The sequence below is a fragment of the Priestia sp. Y58 genome, from assembly GCF_029522095.1.
GTDB classification, from domain to species: domain Bacteria; phylum Bacillota; class Bacilli; order Bacillales; family Bacillaceae_H; genus Priestia; species Priestia megaterium_E.
The window spans coordinates 1-18,244 of sequence record NZ_JAKWFL010000001.1; the positions used below are offsets into that span (position 1 = coordinate 1).

Annotated in this window: 27 protein-coding genes and 1 pseudogene; 8 read left to right on the forward strand and 20 right to left on the reverse strand. The window is 34.2% G+C overall.

Annotation, left to right across the window (positions count from 1 at the left end):
• The 3 genes and pseudogenes from MMB68_RS00005 to MMB68_RS00015 all read left to right on the forward strand — a co-directional run.
• Positions 1-1,132, forward strand: a pseudogene (locus MMB68_RS00005) (IS3 family transposase); the annotation flags it as partial.
• A 354-nt stretch (positions 1,133-1,486) separates the two neighbouring features.
• Entirely contained in the window at positions 1,487-2,275 is a 789-nt protein-coding gene (locus MMB68_RS00010; protein WP_221783823.1) for a hypothetical protein, read from the forward strand.
• A gap of 4 nt (positions 2,276-2,279) precedes the next feature.
• On the forward strand, positions 2,280-2,750 hold the full coding sequence (locus tag MMB68_RS00015; protein ID WP_221783821.1) for an inorganic phosphate transporter: 471 nt from the start codon (positions 2,280-2,282) through the stop codon (positions 2,748-2,750).
• 204 nt (positions 2,751-2,954) lie between these two features.
• Here MMB68_RS00015 and MMB68_RS00020 read toward each other — a convergent pair whose 3' ends face one another.
• From MMB68_RS00020 to MMB68_RS00050, 7 genes are all read right to left on the reverse strand, one after another.
• Positions 2,955-3,473 carry a YfiT family bacillithiol transferase gene (locus MMB68_RS00020; protein ID WP_221783819.1) on the reverse strand — a complete coding sequence of 173 codons (519 nt, stop codon included), beginning with the start codon at positions 3,471-3,473 and terminating at the stop codon, positions 2,955-2,957.
• 120 nt (positions 3,474-3,593) lie between these two features.
• A complete protein-coding gene (locus MMB68_RS00025) occupies positions 3,594-4,127 on the reverse strand; it encodes a hypothetical protein (protein WP_277547952.1) in 534 nt (177 codons plus the stop codon).
• Between the two features lie 216 nt (positions 4,128-4,343).
• Positions 4,344-4,619 carry a hypothetical protein gene (locus MMB68_RS00030; protein WP_063247136.1) on the reverse strand — a complete coding sequence of 92 codons (276 nt, stop codon included), beginning with the start codon at positions 4,617-4,619 and terminating at the stop codon, positions 4,344-4,346.
• 27 nt (positions 4,620-4,646) lie between these two features.
• On the reverse strand, positions 4,647-4,937 hold the full coding sequence (locus MMB68_RS00035; RefSeq protein WP_063247137.1) for a hypothetical protein: 291 nt from the start codon (positions 4,935-4,937) through the stop codon (positions 4,647-4,649).
• Positions 4,937-5,236 (reverse strand): DUF2089 family protein, encoded by a 300-nt coding sequence (locus MMB68_RS00040; RefSeq protein ID WP_063247138.1) that lies wholly within the window; start codon positions 5,234-5,236, stop codon positions 4,937-4,939. Before MMB68_RS00040 ends, MMB68_RS00035 begins: the two co-directional genes overlap by 1 nt.
• Positions 5,237-5,445: 209 nt before the next feature.
• On the reverse strand, positions 5,446-5,727 hold the full coding sequence (locus MMB68_RS00045; RefSeq protein WP_277547956.1) for a DNA-binding protein: 282 nt from the start codon (positions 5,725-5,727) through the stop codon (positions 5,446-5,448).
• A 71-nt stretch (positions 5,728-5,798) separates the two neighbouring features.
• On the reverse strand, positions 5,799-5,984 hold the full coding sequence (locus tag MMB68_RS00050) for a hypothetical protein (protein ID WP_221781048.1): 186 nt from the start codon (positions 5,982-5,984) through the stop codon (positions 5,799-5,801).
• Positions 5,985-6,093: 109 nt separating this feature from the next.
• On the opposite strand from MMB68_RS00050, the gene MMB68_RS00055 reads away from it, so the two are divergent.
• Positions 6,094-6,528: a hypothetical protein gene (locus MMB68_RS00055; RefSeq protein WP_140451119.1), complete on the forward strand. Its 435-nt coding sequence runs from the start codon at positions 6,094-6,096 to the stop codon at positions 6,526-6,528.
• Between the two features lie 85 nt (positions 6,529-6,613).
• On the opposite strand, the gene MMB68_RS00060 is transcribed toward MMB68_RS00055, so the two are convergent.
• The 3 genes from MMB68_RS00060 to MMB68_RS00070 form a co-directional block, all read right to left on the reverse strand.
• Positions 6,614-7,015 carry a hypothetical protein gene (locus MMB68_RS00060; RefSeq protein ID WP_140451118.1) on the reverse strand — a complete coding sequence of 134 codons (402 nt, stop codon included), beginning with the start codon at positions 7,013-7,015 and terminating at the stop codon, positions 6,614-6,616.
• Between the two features lie 426 nt (positions 7,016-7,441).
• A complete protein-coding gene (locus MMB68_RS00065; protein ID WP_221783841.1) occupies positions 7,442-7,936 on the reverse strand; it encodes a DUF3267 domain-containing protein in 495 nt (164 codons plus the stop codon).
• A 101-nt stretch (positions 7,937-8,037) separates the two neighbouring features.
• Positions 8,038-8,535 carry an ankyrin repeat domain-containing protein gene (locus MMB68_RS00070; protein ID WP_277547963.1) on the reverse strand — a complete coding sequence of 166 codons (498 nt, stop codon included), beginning with the start codon at positions 8,533-8,535 and terminating at the stop codon, positions 8,038-8,040.
• 168 nt (positions 8,536-8,703) lie between these two features.
• Between MMB68_RS00070 and MMB68_RS00075 the strand changes: the two genes are divergently transcribed.
• Positions 8,704-9,156: a DUF4288 domain-containing protein gene (locus MMB68_RS00075; RefSeq protein ID WP_209367526.1), complete on the forward strand. Its 453-nt coding sequence runs from the start codon at positions 8,704-8,706 to the stop codon at positions 9,154-9,156.
• A gap of 116 nt (positions 9,157-9,272) precedes the next feature.
• Here the strand turns inward: MMB68_RS00075 and MMB68_RS00080 are convergent, their stop codons facing one another.
• Positions 9,273-9,854, reverse strand: a complete 582-nt coding sequence (locus MMB68_RS00080) for a manganese efflux pump (RefSeq protein WP_208733001.1) — start codon at positions 9,852-9,854, stop codon at positions 9,273-9,275.
• 119 nt (positions 9,855-9,973) lie between these two features.
• On the opposite strand from MMB68_RS00080, the gene MMB68_RS00085 reads away from it, so the two are divergent.
• Entirely contained in the window at positions 9,974-10,615 is a 642-nt protein-coding gene (locus MMB68_RS00085) for a DUF1232 domain-containing protein (RefSeq protein ID WP_182421240.1), read from the forward strand.
• A gap of 43 nt (positions 10,616-10,658) precedes the next feature.
• Here MMB68_RS00085 and MMB68_RS27505 read toward each other — a convergent pair whose 3' ends face one another.
• Positions 10,659-10,925 carry a DUF3973 domain-containing protein gene (locus MMB68_RS27505; protein ID WP_014458786.1) on the reverse strand — a complete coding sequence of 89 codons (267 nt, stop codon included), beginning with the start codon at positions 10,923-10,925 and terminating at the stop codon, positions 10,659-10,661.
• 193 nt (positions 10,926-11,118) lie between these two features.
• On the opposite strand from MMB68_RS27505, the gene MMB68_RS00090 reads away from it, so the two are divergent.
• The gene (locus MMB68_RS00090) at positions 11,119-11,460 is read left to right on the forward strand and encodes an SPW repeat protein (protein WP_264408419.1); all 342 of its coding nucleotides are present in this window, start codon (positions 11,119-11,121) and stop codon (positions 11,458-11,460) included.
• Positions 11,461-11,696: 236 nt separating this feature from the next.
• Here the strand turns inward: MMB68_RS00090 and MMB68_RS00095 are convergent, their stop codons facing one another.
• The 6 genes from MMB68_RS00095 to MMB68_RS00120 all read right to left on the reverse strand — a co-directional run bounded on the left by MMB68_RS00095 (position 11,697) and on the right by MMB68_RS00120 (position 16,375).
• Positions 11,697-12,569: an AraC family transcriptional regulator gene (locus MMB68_RS00095; protein WP_269871373.1), complete on the reverse strand. Its 873-nt coding sequence runs from the start codon at positions 12,567-12,569 to the stop codon at positions 11,697-11,699.
• Positions 12,570-12,818: 249 nt separating this feature from the next.
• A complete protein-coding gene (locus MMB68_RS00100; protein WP_064472004.1) occupies positions 12,819-13,388 on the reverse strand; it encodes an MEDS domain-containing protein in 570 nt (189 codons plus the stop codon).
• Between the two features lie 445 nt (positions 13,389-13,833).
• Entirely contained in the window at positions 13,834-14,292 is a 459-nt protein-coding gene (locus MMB68_RS00105) for an AraC family transcriptional regulator (RefSeq protein ID WP_269871372.1), read from the reverse strand.
• Positions 14,293-14,442: 150 nt separating this feature from the next.
• A complete protein-coding gene (locus tag MMB68_RS00110; RefSeq protein WP_048019289.1) occupies positions 14,443-15,309 on the reverse strand; it encodes a pentapeptide repeat-containing protein in 867 nt (288 codons plus the stop codon).
• A 120-nt stretch (positions 15,310-15,429) separates the two neighbouring features.
• The gene (locus MMB68_RS00115) at positions 15,430-15,621 is read right to left on the reverse strand and encodes a hypothetical protein (RefSeq protein ID WP_221783802.1); all 192 of its coding nucleotides are present in this window, start codon (positions 15,619-15,621) and stop codon (positions 15,430-15,432) included.
• Between the two features lie 160 nt (positions 15,622-15,781).
• On the reverse strand, positions 15,782-16,375 hold the full coding sequence (locus tag MMB68_RS00120; protein WP_277547967.1) for an NAD(P)H-dependent oxidoreductase: 594 nt from the start codon (positions 16,373-16,375) through the stop codon (positions 15,782-15,784).
• A gap of 119 nt (positions 16,376-16,494) precedes the next feature.
• Between MMB68_RS00120 and MMB68_RS00125 the strand changes: the two genes are divergently transcribed.
• Positions 16,495-16,872: a winged helix-turn-helix transcriptional regulator gene (locus tag MMB68_RS00125; protein WP_277547969.1), complete on the forward strand. Its 378-nt coding sequence runs from the start codon at positions 16,495-16,497 to the stop codon at positions 16,870-16,872.
• A 124-nt stretch (positions 16,873-16,996) separates the two neighbouring features.
• On the opposite strand, the gene MMB68_RS00130 is transcribed toward MMB68_RS00125, so the two are convergent.
• Positions 16,997-17,182 carry a hypothetical protein gene (locus tag MMB68_RS00130; RefSeq protein ID WP_277547972.1) on the reverse strand — a complete coding sequence of 62 codons (186 nt, stop codon included), beginning with the start codon at positions 17,180-17,182 and terminating at the stop codon, positions 16,997-16,999.
• Between the two features lie 252 nt (positions 17,183-17,434).
• Entirely contained in the window at positions 17,435-18,217 is a 783-nt protein-coding gene (locus MMB68_RS00135) for a GNAT family N-acetyltransferase (RefSeq protein ID WP_277547974.1), read from the reverse strand.
• Positions 18,218-18,244: the final 27 nt, after the last annotated feature.

Below are 18,244 nucleotides of genomic sequence, written 5' to 3' on the forward strand. Positions count from 1 at the left end.
AAACGGGAGCGTCTATTCGTGAAGCATCTTCTGTATTTAATATCCCTTCATATTCAACGGTTATAAAATGGAGAAGGATCTTTGAAGAACAGGGCATGGACGGCCTGTATGCCAAGACCAGGAGGCCCCCAAAAGTGAAGAAGAATCCGATTAAAAATAATGATTCACAGAAAACAAATGAAGAGCTAGTAAAGGAACTTGAATATTTACGAATGGAAAATGCGTATTTAAAAAAGTTGAACGCCTTAGTACAAACATCAAGGGAATTAAAGAGCGAGAAAAAGCCCAAGTAGTGTTTGAATTAAGGCATGAGTATAAGGTCGTCGACCTTATCAAAGTAGCTGGAATCGCTCGTAGTACGTATTATTATTGGATAAAAGCCTTTAAGCGCCCTGACAAATATAAAGAAGTTAAAGAAACCATTCATCATATCTTTCATAAACACAAAGGGAGGTATGGTTATCGTCGTATTACGCTAGAATTACACCGTCTAGGCTATCTTATTAATCATAAGACGGTCTGTCGATTGATGAAAGAGCTAGGCTTAAAGTGCCTCGTTCGGCTCAAAAAGTATCGCTCTTATCGTGGGAGAACAGGAAGAATCGCTCCAAATATCCTTAAACGTGATTTTAAAGCATCTAAACCAAATGAAAAATGGGTAACCGATATCACAGAGTTTCACTTATTCGGAGAGAAGCTTTACTTATCGCCTATTTTGGACCTTTTTAATGGGGAAATTATCTCCTACCATATCGACAAGAGACCTGCATTTTCACTGGTCACTACGATGTTACATAAAGCATTTGACTGTTTAAATGAGGGAGACTGCCCTATTCTTCATTCTGATCAAGGATGGCACTACCAAATGACCAAATATCAGCATTTATTGAAGGGAAATAACATTACTCAAAGCATGTCCCGTAAGGGTAACTGTTTAGATAATGCGGTTATTGAAAACTTCTTTGGTCTATTAAAGTCAGAGTTACTCTATCTACAAGAATTTGAAAGTATAGAACAGTTCAAACAGGAATTAGAGGCCTATATCCTCTATTACAACCATCTGCGAATAAAAGAAAAATTAAAAGGATTGACCCCTGTAGAATACAGAATTCAATCCTCATTAGCTGCCTAAATAACGTGTCTAACTTTTTGGGTTCAGTTCAACAGGAGCAGTAGTTTTTCCCATTTTTATGTTGTATAGAATATAAAAACTTAGTGAACATAATGCTAGATCTTGAACAAACGAGTCAAGACGCCGTGAAGCATCTAACCACCTCTTTATCAACATAATACTAATTTTCAGAAACAACATGTAAAAAAGCTCTTTATGAAAAAACAAAGAGCTTTTTCTTGTCCACGAATTCTCTATTCCGATAAAGATTAAGTGGATATCAGTGGATTGCATAAAATAAATAAACAAGACCATATTAAATATTGATGATAGGTATAAAAAGTATATTTCCTTCCAATCCATAGGAGATCGTAAATGAATAATTATAAAAATGACAATACTGCAAGACGCTATATTGCTCACGTTAGTATATTTGGAACGACTCAAATCCATTTAAGAAACCCCTATATTGTTGCTTGGTGGTCAGCAGCTTTTCCTGGTTTTGGACACTTACTACTCTCTAAATACCTTCGCGGCTTTGTGTTATTTATATGGGAGGTCGTCATAAACCTTAAATCTCATGTAAATTTAGCGATGATTTATTCTTTTCAAGGAAACATTGATATGGCCAAAGACGTGCTTAATACAAGATGGCTTCTTATTTATATTCCTGTTTATATTTTTGCTATATGGGATAGTTACCGAACAACCGTTGATTTAAATAAAATATACGTGTTAGCTGAAAGAGAAAATCATCGGTTCAACTCCTTTAGTATAGGAGCCATGGAAATAAACTATTTAGATAAACGGAATCCCATCCTATCCGTTGCCTGGTCCTTTTTGATGCCTGGTCTAGGACAACTCTATATTCATCGGATCATTGGTGCTTTCTTTGTCATCATTTGGGCAGTCGTTTTCTTTTATTATTCCCATCTACTTGAGGGGATTTCTCTTCTATTTTCAGGCGAAATAAAACAGGCTACTTCCGTTTTAAATAAAGAATGGTTGTTATTTTTCCCTTCTCTATATGGTTTTGCTACCTTTGATTCCTATATGAATACCGTTGAGAATAATAAACTTGTGGAAAGAGAGCAAAAAAACTTCTTCGAGCAAACGTATCAACATCCAAGCTTTTGTATTGTGAAAGGAAAAAAGGTGGAGTGAAAATATGCAGATCTTTTCTACATTCGAATACTCCAGTTACATAGAATTAGCTGTTTCGGAGCTAGAAAGAAAAGGGATAAAGAAAGAAGATATATTTATTGTGCCTCTTAATAATCGAACAGAAAATCGTCGGATTTTTGATAGCCTTCATCGAGCAGATGGAGTTTCTCTCATTGATTTAGGAATGGCTCTAGCCACAGCCTTTTCAGTTATTGGTGCAAGCGTTGGTTTTAAACTAAGCTGGGGCCCTATTTATTGGGGGATTATTAGTGCTTTTATCGGATTTATCTTAGGATTAGGAATTAAACTATTTATATTTAAAGTAATTAGAAAAAATCAACGAATTCTACGTGGCAAACATTCAGAAGTCATACTCATTGTTGATTGTCATGCTGGAGACGCCGAAGCGGTTGAACAAACTTTGTGGAAAAACCTTGCCCTAGGTGTTTCAAAAGTCAGATCTGATGGCTTATAAAAATAAGTCATCACCGTCCAATATAATATCGAGGTATAGGATGAATGAATTACTATTCAGGATTAGAGATAACTTCCTTAACACGTTGAGGGAGTTTTTCTGTTTTTAAGCTGTATAATCTTTAGTTAGCATAATGTAATTTATTAGAACCAAAAAAGCTTTTAAAAAGAGCTTTTTTGGTTCTAACATATGTTAAATGCCACTCTACCAACCTCTTTGATTTCTTAATGTCGTAATATGAGCAACATGATGCTTTCCATGCCAGGCATAAGTAGCTATTAATTGCTCAATCGTCACTTCTCCGTTTTCAGGATGGTGGATCATTTTCTTCAAATCTTTTTCATCAAGTGAGTTTAAAACTTTATGAAGACGCTTATGTAAAACTGAAAAAAGTTGAAGAGAAACTTCTATCGGTAAATCATTATCAGGCAGAGTTGACCAAGCTACTTCATCATAGGCCTTAATAGTAGGTGCTTGCTCTGTTAAGCCTAATTTAAAACGAGTATAAGCATTCATATGTGAGTCAGCTAAATGATGGACAACTTGACTTAATTTCCAACCGCCTTCTCGATAAGGCGTAGCTAACTGCTCGTTTGTCAGCCCTTCTACAGCATAAGCTAATTGCTTTGGTGCATCTCCAATGTCATGAATCCAACCTTGAATATCTTCTTTTTGAATATTTTCCTTCACGGTAAATTTCCCAATAGGATATTGATTAAACATACTTCTTCCTCCCTTTCTAGTTTTGTTAATATATAGTATAGCACTCTACTTTAAAATAAACTTGAATATTCAGAATAAAAACAGACAGATAAAGTGTTAAAAATAAATAAAAAAAGACCTTCAGCGATGAGAAGATCCTTTTTGGATAGTTGCTTTAAGCGCTTGTAATCTTGATTGAGAATCATTTGTTTGCCTAATCGCTTTTTCCACGATGTACTGATATCCATATAAAACAACAGCTAAAACCGTAGTCATTCCCCAGTACATGCTTGGCGACATCCTTTTCATTTTAAATATACCCGCTTTTTTCAAGGCACCGCCAAAAGGGAAAATATTAAACCAGTCTAACACCGTATTGGCAAATATGTATTTTAGAAAAGAGCCGTATGTTAGCTTAAATATCCAAAGCGTTCCTATTAAGTGAGGACCTAAAATATAAGTAAAATCTATCGGTGCCTTAGGAAATAAAGGATTGTTGTTTCTAAACCATTTTTTCTGATTAGCAATAACGGTAAACACAATGATGAATAAGTTAGCGAAAGTAGCTACAGGCAAAAAGCGGACAAATGATTTTGTTCCTATAAAAGGCGCGGTTAACCATGGAAAGATTAGCACGGCTAAAGAAATGATCAATTTTCTTTTGTACTTACGCATGAATTTTCTCCTCAAACTGTAGTTTCGGAAATATTATTACCTAAAACTGAAAGTTTATGTAATATGCCACAATGATTTCAAGCAAAGATAACCCAGCTAACGATGACATACGTATATTTCTAAAGGGTTCTACTGTTGCACTTTATAATGGTGAACCTTGATAAAGAAAAAAAGCAAAGAGAATGTTCTCTTTGCTTTTTTGGCCTTTATGCTAGTTTATATATCCTGAGTTTTCATTTTATTTAATTCATCTTGCTGCTTCTTTTTAAAAATCTTTCTTCCTTCTTCCCATTCGATGAGAAATATACTTAAACCAAATAAAAGCAATAAAATTAATTTGATTGGGTGATTTATTTGGTGAGCTGTAAATATCCATCCGCAGTATACTAAGTAAGCTGTTGGCATAATCGCTCCCCAGTATACGCTCGCCCGAGTAGATAAAAAGTAATGAACGGCACATATCAGTACAAAAAATAACAAATGATGAGGCATGATTTAATCTCCCTTTCAAAGATTCCTTTATATATCCTGAGTTTTCATCTTATTTAATTCATTTTGCTGCTTCTTTTTATGAGAATCTCTTCCTGTTCCCCAGTCCACAATGAATATAGACAACACAAAAAGTATGGCTAAAGGAGCTTTTATAGGATGATCCATTAGTATTTGATGATTCGTAAACAATCTCCATCCACAATAGGATAGAAAAGCGGTTGGAACGATAGCTCCCCAATACACACTCGCTCGAGTAGATAAAAAATGATGACCTAAAATTGCAATAGCAATAACTACGATCGTACTCCAATCAGACATTACTTAATCCCCTTTTCACCTTTATATTTCTCTATAATCAGCTTGGCATCTTCTAAGCTAATGCGCTCTTCAATAGCAAGCTTTTTAACAAGGCTAATTAATTCTTCTTTATCATGTTCTTCATTTATCTCAATCTTTTGTATTAAACGATCCAAACGTATACGAACAGTTGGATAGGACACTTCGTAGTCTTTTGCAAGCTGTTTTAAAGAACCTGAATTTAATACAAATTTTCTTATAAATTCTACATCATCACTTTCTAACGACAGTATCCACGAAGGAACATCTCTATTATCCATATATAACCACCTCTTCCTTTTTTTAATATACCATGAACTTTAATAAAATTAAAGTATTTTTTAATAAAATTAAAAACACTAATAAAATAAAGTTTCATTTTATTAGTGTTTGTAGTTTATATAGCGTTTATTTCTAGTGACGATGGCATTAGAATCCAATCTTCAAAAAAAGAAGCATTTAGTCTTTAAAAACTAAATACTTGACTCTGTCACACCTTATAAATTTCATTAGACGACAGCCAGTCAACGAATTGATGATACGGATAATATGTAGTCCCTTTCAACTCTATTTTTGGAGCTCCGGGATATTTAGTTAACAGTTCTTCAATCTCACCTTTGCTTAAGTGAAAGTGATAGTGTAGATCTTTTTCTTTAATCAAATAAGGATATTTTGATTTTCTTTGAGGTTTGCTGAAATTCTTTAAACCATCGCCTATAAAATAACCAAGGGCAGCTAATCCTAACACTAACCAAAAAAAGTTCATTTCCAAAGTAGGATACCCCCAAACATTCTCATAAAATAAATTTCATCATAAAAAAGAGACCTTACTCTATAAGACCTCTACAGATTAGCCAGCTTTTTATCAGCTATAAACTTCATAAGTATACCTGTACCTGAAACATTTAATACGATGCTGCTTCCTAAAATAACACCATATAATAACCCAGCTATATGTAATGTTAAAGCTAAAATTAAAAAGACTATTCCTGCGCCGACTAAAAGTAAACCCAAGCTTCGATTATACACCTATTTCACCACCAAAAAAGTAAATATAGTTATATTTTAACATAATTATACTTGTTTTACTTTTAAATGTTAAAATAGACTTATTGATGAGCGGGGAGATTATAGAATCATGAATACAGTTATATCGTTTTTTATTTCTACCTTGTGCGGTAGCTTAGTTCTTTCTGGACTATCTTTTTCTGATGGTTACGAACAAATGAGCTTAAATCACTTTATAGACCAAATAATGTTTGGATTTATGTATATTGCACCGTTTGTAATTGTATTAGGAATTCCTTCTTCTTTCATAATTGATGCCATTGTAAAGAATCAAACGAGGCATAAGCATATAGTTGAACTAGTATGGTATGTTGTGTTCGCTGTTATAACTGCAGTCATTAGCTCCATACTTATTTCACTACTTATCTCAATAGATGATAGTAAGTTGTTTATAAACTTGAGTTTAGTTAAACCATTCCTCTTTTTTTCTCTTAGTTGCTCAGTGCCGTTTGGAATCTGCTCTATCTTATTGAAATCTAGAGTAAAAAAGAATTTTTTGCAGTAAATAGTGTGTATATAGTCTATACCAATCTAGCTGCTTATAGAAACTAAAAATTCTAGAACCACCGTGGTTCTAGAATTTTCAGTTTTTATCTATATCGCTTTGCTGAAAAGAATTGGACAATCGGAAAAATAATTAAAGAAAGACATATCGCTACAAATAAAGAGATATTTCCAAAATCATTTCTTCTGACGAAAATAATTCGATCTAGTACCCAAAGAACAAAAAGAGCTATTGTTAGGATATGATAGCTTGTCTTTGCACTAATAGCAGCAACTGTCTTTCCCATTTCATCTTTTTGTACTTTTTTATCAGAGCCCCATGTACTAAATTGCAACCAAGCAATTAATAAAAGGACAATTCCTAGAATGCTATTTAGATTTAATTTCTTGTCATTTATAAAATCCGTCATGTATAAAGTAAGCAGCCCTAAAGTAATAATCCCTAATACAATACCTCCAACTAAATTGTTTCTTCTCTCCCTATTCACCTTGAATCCCTCCTGATTCCATAAAAAATACTTCGTCAACACTTACATAAAAGTTCTCTGTCAATAAAAAAGCTAGAACTTAACTGGCGTCATACTTAACAATCTCAATAGCATCAATCATTTTTTCTGAAGACTTAACACGTATTCACTAATCCCTCTTAGTGTAAAACATCTTTTACATATATAGTTTATGGTAAAAATTTCATAATGTCAAATATATTTTACATAATTATTGAATCACTTTAAGGTATTAGTAATTTCAAAGAGAGCAACTTTAGAAAAAATTCTCTACTTACCTATCACCGTAAATATTACAATCCATATTTTCATTTTGGAATTCCAGCCCGTTTTACCAGCACAAAAAGAGCACCCAATTACTATAAGTGCTCCTTTTTTAGGTATTAGTACGATTAGACCCCTGTCCTACTACTTTACTTGGTAATAACCTCTGCAAAAAAACGAGTTCTTCGGTTTAATCGCAATTAAAAATGAGTTATAGATATCTGAGCCAGAAATGAATGTATTTATCCAACACACAAATAATAGAATTGATTTGATATTTCCTGATACATAGAACGATATAATAGCAGGAACTACCGATAATACAACAAAAGGCAAGCTCATAAAAAGCCAATATCTCGTTTTGGATAGAACGGCATTTGTGCTTAGCCAGAAAAATATTCCGCTAAAAGTTAAGCTCATATCACCTTTTTTACGAATGACTAACACGTGTAGACATTCGTGAGCAACAAAGACAGCGATGCCTGTCATGATGAGATAAAATAGATTGATACGAGTAAAGCCTGCTCCAAAGAAATAAGGTATTGATAGAATAATAATCTGAAGTAAATATACAAACTTCATATAGTGTTTTCGATACCACGTATTCTGGATAAAAGGTGTCCATTCAGAAAAGTTCATGCTTATTTGTGGCAAGTGGCGAAACCAAATGATGATAGGCGTTCCCTCTCCTTCATGTAAACTTCCGCTAATTTCATTAACATAAAATCTCCTACTCTATATTAAGCTTTATTATTTAAATACTGAGTAAGTAAATGAACTGCGCTGTCTTGTTTTTTCTCTACTGCAACCTCTAAAGGTGTTTTCCAATCATCTTTTTGTATCTCGATATCTGCACCTTTTTCGATGAGAAGTTTAATCATATTTTCATCTCCTAGCACCGAGGCCTCATGAAGGCTAGTCCATCCACCGCTTTGTTTTGCATTTACATCTGCGCCTTTTGTAAGCAACAAGTCTACAGCTTGAATTTGCTTATTTGCTACTGCTGCATGAAGAGGCATGTTTTCATTCGAATTTTTAGCCTTAATATGAATATCCGCCCCTAGCGACAACAATAACTTAGCACTATCCATTTGCCCAAAATAACAAGCTAAATGTAAAGGTGTCCATCCATCTGAATTAAAAGCGTTAAGTAAAGATGGCTCTTTATTTAATAAAGCTTTTATCTCTTCACTTTCTCCATTCACTGCAGCATTTGTTATTTGATCAATATATTCCACTTTACATCCCCCTAATATATAGAAATACCTTGATTATATTTCCATTTTATCATAGCTTAGTGGATGAACACGATATACAAACTCAGTTATATAAGTAAGAAGGACGATAAGGAATACGATGATAAAATTAATAATCATGGTTCCTTTAGGTAAGAATGGAGAGTTGATATGAAAACAACTAATAGCGAAGAGCTAGACGTCCAATGGTATGGAGTAAAGGTTCTTTATAAGTACTTAATAGTCGGTAAACCTAATATAGAAAAGATTGACCAAAATTATGAAGAACATCAGATATTTGAAGAAAGTATTTTATTAATTAAAGCCCAATCATTTGATCAAGCCTATGAAATTGCAGAAAAGAAAGCAAAAGAATGTGAAGACAGCTATACCAACGTTTATGATCAGACTGTGAATTTCCAATTGATTGAGAGTTTAGATGCCTTCCTCTTATTTGAAGAAGATGAGTTCCCAAGTGGTACGGAGGTATATTCACGTTTTTTACATATACCTAAAGAAGAAAGTTTAGCTAATGTCTTATCTAGGCACTATCCAGAAGTTACAGAAGATGAAACAGAGCGGATACGAAAAAACTTCATTTTAAGGAATAGAGATTTTAATTAAAAATTCATATTAAATATAAAAACAAGATGTATACGATATACGAACTTGATCAACATAATGTACTAACTTAAAACATAAGGAAGAGACGCCACTTGCTTTAAATGGCGTCTCTTCTTTTAAAATATTTGAGTAAAAGCTACAATTAAAATCGTAATCCCGCTTATCAACGTTCCGCATTGACCCAATGTAAAGCTGCCGATTTGCACATTTGCTGCTTTTTGCCCCACCATTACTCCTAGCCATACCGTTATAAAACTACCAAATGCTGATGTAAGGGATATGGCTAAAGGTGACAATCCAAGTAAACCCGCTCCTAGACCGTTTGTAAGTGCATTGGCGGAAAGTGCAACACCTAGAACGCTGCTTTCAATCCATCCAATATAGCGTACGTTTCCTTGACCCTTACTATCTAATTCATCACTTCCGTTATTTCTTTGAGATCCCACTAATAAAATAATTCTAATTCCAATTAGCGTTAATAATACGACGGCTACAATAACATGGAACACTCCCGGTAAGATTGTTGAAATCCACTTGCCAAACATAATTCCCACCATGCTAAAGAGGAAACAAATAGCCGCTATTAGTAAATTAGAAAGCCATCTTATCCTGATTTTTCGTACTCCATAAGATATTCCTACACCAAAGTTATCTATACTTGATGATAGGGCAAAACCTAAAATGAATAACCATTCCATTTTGTATTCTCCTTTTGATGATAATATTGAGGAAATTTGCTTACTTGTTGCATATATTGTTGATAAACCTTCAATAAAATGATTACTGCGCGTTGAAAAATATGAAGAGGTGACTCGCGATGTCTAAGATTCAAAATGACCAAAGCCTTGGTTTGTTGTTACGGTCTTTATTAAAGGAAAATGCTTTATCTATGCGGAAGCTCAGCTCACTTACGGGGATCGATACGGCAACTATTTCACGGATTATAAACGGAAAGCAGCAAGCAAATCTACATCATTTAAAGCAATTTGCGCACTATTTAAACACTCCTCTTGAAGCATTAATTGACCCTGCTGGAGCTGCTTCAAATACTACAGAAAATGAAGTAGAAACAGGCATTCATTACTCCATTGATAAAATTCAAGAAATACTTAAATCTTTTAATATAGTGGATACAAACTTTACGATTGAACGTGTAAAACAAGAACTAACAAAATATGAGCAATATGCACAGACCGACGAAGGACACAGCATGATTATAAATAACTTTCAATCCAAAATAGAGCAAGTAGGCAGCGTTGGCACTTTCATTGATCAACTAAAGCAAATGTATCTTGAATATTGTAACGAAGAAACCTCAGCTGCCAAGCGCTCTACATTAGGAAGTGCGCTATTGTATTTTATTTTGCCTACCGATATTATCCCAGACTACGTCTTTCCAATCGGCTATTTAGACGATGCAATAGCTGTACAACTAGTGATGAATCAACTTACGGAATAAAGACTGAGTTTTATTAAGGGAACTGAACGCGGCATGCAGCTATTTACTGTGAAAACGGAACTTTTTCTGAACGATGAGCAGGTAAATACTCTATTGCTTTCTTTAATTTAGATAATTCCTTTGGCACAATCTTTTTGATGATTTTTTCTTTTTCACATGGTTCGCATGACTCATGGTTACATCTATGCGCACACATACCTAAAGGAATTTTCTCTCCTACAAATGGATCTATATAGACTCCATTTTCAAATAGCTTACTCTTAATAAGATTTTCATTTTGCAATCTGCAGCAATTAACACAATAGTACATTTGTTTTCCACTCTCTTTCTTATACTTGATTTTGAAACATCTTATGAGAACGAATCAACAGAAGTGCTTGTTCCTACAATAAAAATTGAAAAAATCTCAATAGGCGTTGATAACTACTCAACACACGGCACTTACAAACATATAGTTCAATAATGACATCATAGAGAGTGTCATACATTGAGGAGGGACAGTGGTGAAAACAAGAGATATTATTAACGCTGTAATCGGTATTTGGTTTGTTATTGCCCCTTGGATGCTTGGGTTTTCATACGATACAGGGGCTACTTCAGCAAGTATTGTATTTGGAAGCCTTCAAGTGATTATGTCTTTTTGGGGAGTTACTAAACCCGGATGGAATTCATGGCAAAATTGGATTTCGCTCATTACCGGATTATGGTTTATTCTTTTTCCCTTTACTTATTCATTAACAGACGGGGTGCTTTGGTCTAGCGTCGTACTTGGGTTAATGACCGTATTACTTAGTTTATGGAGCTTGAACTCTAAAGCAAGATTAAAATTAAAAGCTGTAAGTTAAAAAGCGAATAACATCCCACTTTTTGCTGAAACTACTCAAGATACCGCAACGTATCGACTATGTAAGAAATAATTCTCCTAGCAGAAAAGCTCCCTACGGAAATAGAGAGCTTTTTCTGCTGTTTATGTAAAGCGTACACAGGTTTAGCCAGCGTAACGTACTTTACAGAAAGCTATAAAAGAGAAAAGGTAGATCACATTTGCGATCTACCTTTTCTCTCCATTACGGAGTCATCATTACTTTTTTAACACGGGTATCCATATTTCACTTTTAAAGGTTGGCGACGTTACATTTTTATGTTCATTCCATAAGATTTCCGGTCCTTCTACTTGTTCATAATTTGAGGATGGAAACCATTCTGAATAAATTCGTCCCCATACATCTTGTAATGTGTCAGGAAATGGTCCGACTGCTTCGAATACAGCCCATGTTCCAGCTGGCACTTCAAGTTGTACTAAATGATTGGGACAATCCTTAGTTGTGGCTACACCGATATAATGGTCCAGCTGCCCTTTTTCCTCCATTCTCCCTTCAGAAAAGTTCACAGATGCACTAAGCAAACCTAATGGTGTAACATTAGAAAGTTCTTTTAATTTACGTATTGTTTCATCGTTCAAGCTTTCCCACATAGCAGCAATCTTTGGGTTAACTCCATGAAAAATTATCGGAACTCTTTCTTTAATACCAACGATATGAAAGGCCTCTTTTTCCTCAATTCGATAATTCATTTCATTTCCTCCTTTAATTGATAACTGAAAGGTCATTTTTGGAAATGCTTTAAGTGAACTCCCATTTTTTTTAGCTTCCGAAGGAGTTATACCGTGTAGATTTTGAAAAGCCCTTGTAAACGAATCCGGTGAGCTGTAATTGTACTTGATCGCAACATCAATGACTTTGATGTTACTATCTTTAAGTTCAAATGCTGCAAGTGTAAGTCGTCTTCGGCGAATATATTCTGATAAAGTAATACCTGCAAGAAAAGAAAACATTCTTTTAAAGTGATACTCAGAGCAAAGAGCCAGCCTTGCTACTTCTCTAAAATCGATATCATTGGTTAAATTCTCCTCAATATAGTGTAAAGCTCTATTCATATTTCTAAGCACATCCATTTGTATGACCTCCCTTATTATCAGAATAGCAGGATTTGAATAAGGCTATCCGACATTTCATGCACAGTTATGCAGGCTTTTTCCTTCTGTTCATAAGTTCCTACAAACGTAAACAAGCTATTCAAAATGCAATTTCAGCTAGCATAATAACTTTAGAAAACAACAAATAAAGAGCCTTAAATTATAAGCCTCTTTATTTGTTCTCTATTTACGTGTGTTTTCAGTAGTAAATCCCAACTAAAATATCAATTACACTGCATCTGTCATTATATATAAATTGGATGGGATAATTTTGTTTTCTAAAATTAAGTATGGATGGCACTTCATTAAAGCAAGTTTAAGAACTTCTGGTACTCTCTCTTCATCATAAGCACATACTAAATGTAATCCGCCTTTATTTACTAATTTGTCTGCTTCATTCTCAAACTCTTCTAAAATAGGTACAATTCCTTCTTGCTGTCCCCATTCTACATGAGCCCATATTTGAAAAGATCTATTGTTTTTATAGAAGGGATCTAAGTGTCGAGAGAGATGTTCAAAGATGATAGCAGGCTGAAAACTCCCACTTGAACAGTAATAATCAAAATTATTAATAGTATGTATATATGTTAATTGATCTTCAGTTAGAATTTCCTCTAACTTTTCAAAAATTAATGGAATTAATCTTTCACTTTCTATAACTAACGTATGCCTCTCCTGTTCAATTCCCGACACAATATAAGAGACAAGATTATCTAAGTAACTTCTCATGTCGTCAATATTATAGTAAATATGAACGCTTTCATTATTCTGTATTAATTGAGCAAACTGATTTTTCAAATATGTACGCTCCCTTATATAAAATCAACCTAAATTTTAAGCCTCTTAAAATAGTAAATTATCTATTCATTAGAACAATTCTACGCTTTGCATTCTTGTCTGTCAAAGCTAGATGTTTTCCCCTTTGTTTTAGAGTGTACGGCTGCTTTTAGAACAGTGTATCCATATCGATTGCAAAGGGTATAACATTTGCGGCAATTATTCTGGCGCCTTGACTAAAGAATACTATACCCCTTTTCAAATACGATTAAACCCTAACAAGAAATAATGACAGAATTAAGTTTACTTATCCTTTCAAATAAATTTTCGCGTAGCATGGATAAAAGCACCGCCCATCTATTTTTTAGTTTGTATAGCCTAAAAAATAGCTATCATAACACGCGTTACAAGTAGAAAAAAGATCTTAAACTTCTAGCGAAGTTCAGGATCTTCAAATAAAAAGCTGTTATTTTTTTAATGTTATAGGTACACAAATATCACAATAATCAATCTCATTGTTGTCACCATAATATCGTTCAAAGATTGGCCTCGGATCAACTTCATAACCCGCTTCTAACAAGCCAGAAAAAATGGTAGCCCACGCTTTTTGAATTTCTTCTGCAGTATGCTTAACTTTGTATATTGCATACTGTCCCCCTACTAATTGATCTTCACTAAAATCATCGTCAACGTGATATTCACTAGAAATGACGATACCGGCATCATAGCGACAATTCTCAGGAGCTGTTTCTTCAGGATTGTCCCGTGCGATGCTCAGAATTATTGAATCTTTAGTAAACAATCCCTTCTTTTTAGCCAAACGTTTTAACTTCTCCATCACTTTAACATTATGAGGACCATATGGCCCAACTTGTCTCACATATGCAATTCGGTAATTTGGTAAAGTATCAATCTTCATATTCATCTCACTCTGCCCCTTTTTCATCAATATTTACTACAATGAAAAAGTTATCACTATTTAAAAAGATAATCACTTAATTTTTTAAAAATTTACCATTTATATAAACACAGTTTATATAAGCGCGGTTCTAAGCATAAAAAAGGAGCTCAAGAACTATCGAACTAGTCCTTGAGCTCCTCCTTTTACCCAATGTTCTGGGATTGCTAAAGCAGACGGCAACTTTGTATGTACATTTCCCTTTGCCGCATTCACTTGTGCCTGAGTAAGAAAAATACTTCCTGTCAGGTCGGCACCGCTCAAATCAGCATCCCTAAAGTCTGCACCAATAAGATCAGTTAATCGGAGATCAGCATCTCTAAGATCAGCAGCTATAAATAACGCTCCCTTTAAATTAGCTCCTCTAAAATTAGCTCTTCTTAGCTTAGCACCGATATAGTCACTACTACGCTTGAATTTCTTTCCCAACTTTTTATTAGATGTTTTAGGACGCACCAATTCACTTGTACGTACAAGCAAGTCCTTCACTTTCATTCGATGTTCATGTACATCAATTTTTAAAATATCCTCTGGGCTTTGTTTGATCAGGCTTTCAGTTTCTTCAAAAGAAATTTTCAAATCATTGTGAATTGGTTTTGTAGCTTGAAATTGGAGTGCCTCACTTAAATACCACAGCATTTCATGCAGCTGCTGAACAATAGGAAATACCTCAAACATTTCTTTAGCCCTTGTTTTGTTAGCTCTCCAATCATTTCCTATATATATAACTTGAGAAACTCTTTGACCTGCACCAAAACATTCATACCCCACACAGCCTTTGAATCCCGTAGTGATAAGGTTTTTATGAATGGAACATGAATAGTTTGACTGTAAATGACGACAAGGGGTCGCGCCATCTTTATTAAATGCGAAATCAGCAGATTGTGCATAAGGTAAAGCTACGCAGCACAAACCAAAACAACTTGAACAGTTGGAACGTAAATTATCTCGAATATCATTATTTATTTCTAATTTATTAGACAAAACAACCATTCCTCTCATGTTAATAGCGACCAAAAGGAAAATAAAGTTAATTTCACCTTATATTTAATGTGTAAAATACAGATTTTTTTTAGTAAATTCTTTCGTAACCCTTAAAGAAAGTTAACTATTTACAGTACCTTCTATTGCTAATAAATACATTATGCTATCAATCCCAAGCCCTGTATCTATAAGCACAGCTTTATTTTCTCCGATAAGCAAAAAAGAATGGACTTTTTCCCAATGCCCATATTCGCTAATGGCATAAGTTTTATCATCAATCGTTTGCACTGTAAACCAAGAATCTTTAATCATATAACAGGTAGTGACTTACTACTCAGTTCTATATTTATACGATTATGTCCTCTCAAAACCTTCAATTATTCAGAAAATAGAATGTATGCCATATGCTGCTTCTAAGTATTAAAAAGAGCATCTAATCACCACATTAGATGCTCTTTCTTTTTCCCTTTGTTTATTCATTAACAGACAAGGTACTTTCGTCTAGCTGTTTTAAATAATTACGAAAACGAATTTTCGGATTTAATTCTGTATTTGTAATATGCTTTACATAGCGAATTGAACTTTGAGTGATATCATAGTCACTGATTTTATTTGAACGATATTCAATAAAAGGAGGAAGGTAGGTCATGCCAACTAAACTAGCAGATGCCTGGAATGGCTTTGTTATTTCGCTTACTGAAAATAAATTATACCCACCCGCTTGATAAGAATGTTCAGGCGAACCGATGGAAATAGCCAACACCCACTCCTTTCCCGTAAGCTTCGTTCCGCCAGGGCCATGAGCCCACCCAAAGGTAAACACTTCATCAAACCACTGTTTTAAAAGTGGCGGGCTGCTGTACCAGTATAATGGAAACTGAAAAACAATACGATCATGAGCAAGAAGCAGCTGCTGTTCAAACTTCACATCAATGGGTTGATCACAATATGTTTCATAAAGATCATGAACCGTTACATCCGTTTGATTCAAAGCTGATTCCTTCCATTTTTTATTTACTCGAGAAGATTCAATATGTGGATGTGCAATGAGTAATAATGTTTTCATATATAGACCTCCTTGTTATTTTTGGTATGATTATATTGTATATTTTGTAATAAATTAGAGGAAGTACGCACATTAATTAAACATAGTATAAAACTGTATACTACAGGGAGTGAAAATGGATGAGAAACCAAAAAGTAGGCTTCGATTATTCCCCCAGTAAAGTCGGGTGCCCGGTCGAAACCACATTAGACGTAATAGGTGGAAAATGGAAAGGGATTATACTTTATCATCTCATTGATGGAAAGAAACGTTTTAATGAGTTCCGAAAACTATATCCTGCCATTACACAGCGCATGCTGACTTTACAATTAAGAGAGTTAGAAAAAGACGGGATTGTTCACCGTGAAATCTATAAAGAAATCCCCCCAAAAGTAGAGTACTCCCTAACCGAATTCGGAAGATCTCTCGAACCAATCATTTTGCTTATGAAAGACTGGGGAGAAACGCATAAGAACAGAATTATTAATGCGAGATCAATAGAAAAAGAAGAAATTTAAATATAAATTATATTTATTAATAGATTAGTGTACTTTAGATATGGCCTATACACGAGTAGTTACTGTAATGTAATAAGCTAAAAAAGTGCTTGGATAAATATTATCCAAGCACTTAAAAAATTAATTATGTATGACTTTTCTTTTTAATTTGTACACCTGTATAAATAGAGTTACCTATTAATATTGCGGTTCCTAGAAGCCAGCCCACCGTAGGAGAGTGCTCGAATACATCTTTCAAAGCCATCCCTAAAGAAATGGCTGCTATTCCTAGCATTAATAAAAGTACAGTAATGCTTTGCTGTCTTTGCATATATGCCCACCTCACCTGCTTTTTCTTCTAAATTATTATTTTTCTGTCTGCTCTTTTTGCCCAACAATCCAAGCTAAAGATAAAATTGAAACAGTTACAACTGCTGCCGTTAACATCCCTATATCCCCCTCTTATTCCTTATAATTACATTTTAACATACTTTTAGAACAGTGCTTACACATGCTTATTCTATCTAGACTTTGTTGCTTTAAAAGTATAATCGGTACAAAAAAGCCCTATTTTTAGGGCTTTTCATTTTAATACATATAAAGCGTACCTCTCTTCATTAGAAAATCCAAGTTTACTAGCTAATACTTTCGATGCTTTATTATTATTATCGCAATCCCAAGCAGGCATAACATTCTTTTCTAAACACTTATTTATAAATTCTTGACCCACTATTTTCCCCAATCCTTGTCCTCTATAGCTAGGATTAGTCACAATATCGATTTCAGCTATTGTTCCACTATGAAAAATCGACACACATTCAGCGACAATATTTTCTTTATGGATAACACAAACTCCTAATCCATTTTTCAGAAAATGACTTTCTGATCCCCAGTAATCCACTATATATGATTCATTAAAATTCTCACTTTTTCTTAAAGCGTCAGAGTTAAAATCTTTTAACTCATAAAGATCGGGAAGGTTATACCTAGAAGGAACTTTTGAAGGAACAAATCTATACTTAGAACGCATCATTTTCTTTACGTACGGTTGGAAAGTCTCGTCAAAAAAAGCCTCCCAGTCGGCCGATGGAGTAAAAACAGTAAAACGTTTTTCCTTACCATAAACATTCTCAACAAAATAACGATAGAGAGATTTATTAAACACTAAGTCATTTCCTTGACCAAATACGTAATAGTCGCCTGCACGTATTCTAAGAAATCCTGACGTTGGCCTCATACTATCATTTACGTACACAGATCCTTCAATAACATGATTTACGACAGAAAAAGCAAATGTAGGAGTCTTAAATGATGCTTTTAAAATGTTGTGTATCTTATGATAATCTTTTGGCTCTAAACAATGCATTTGATCTCCCTCCTTAATAAAGTATTT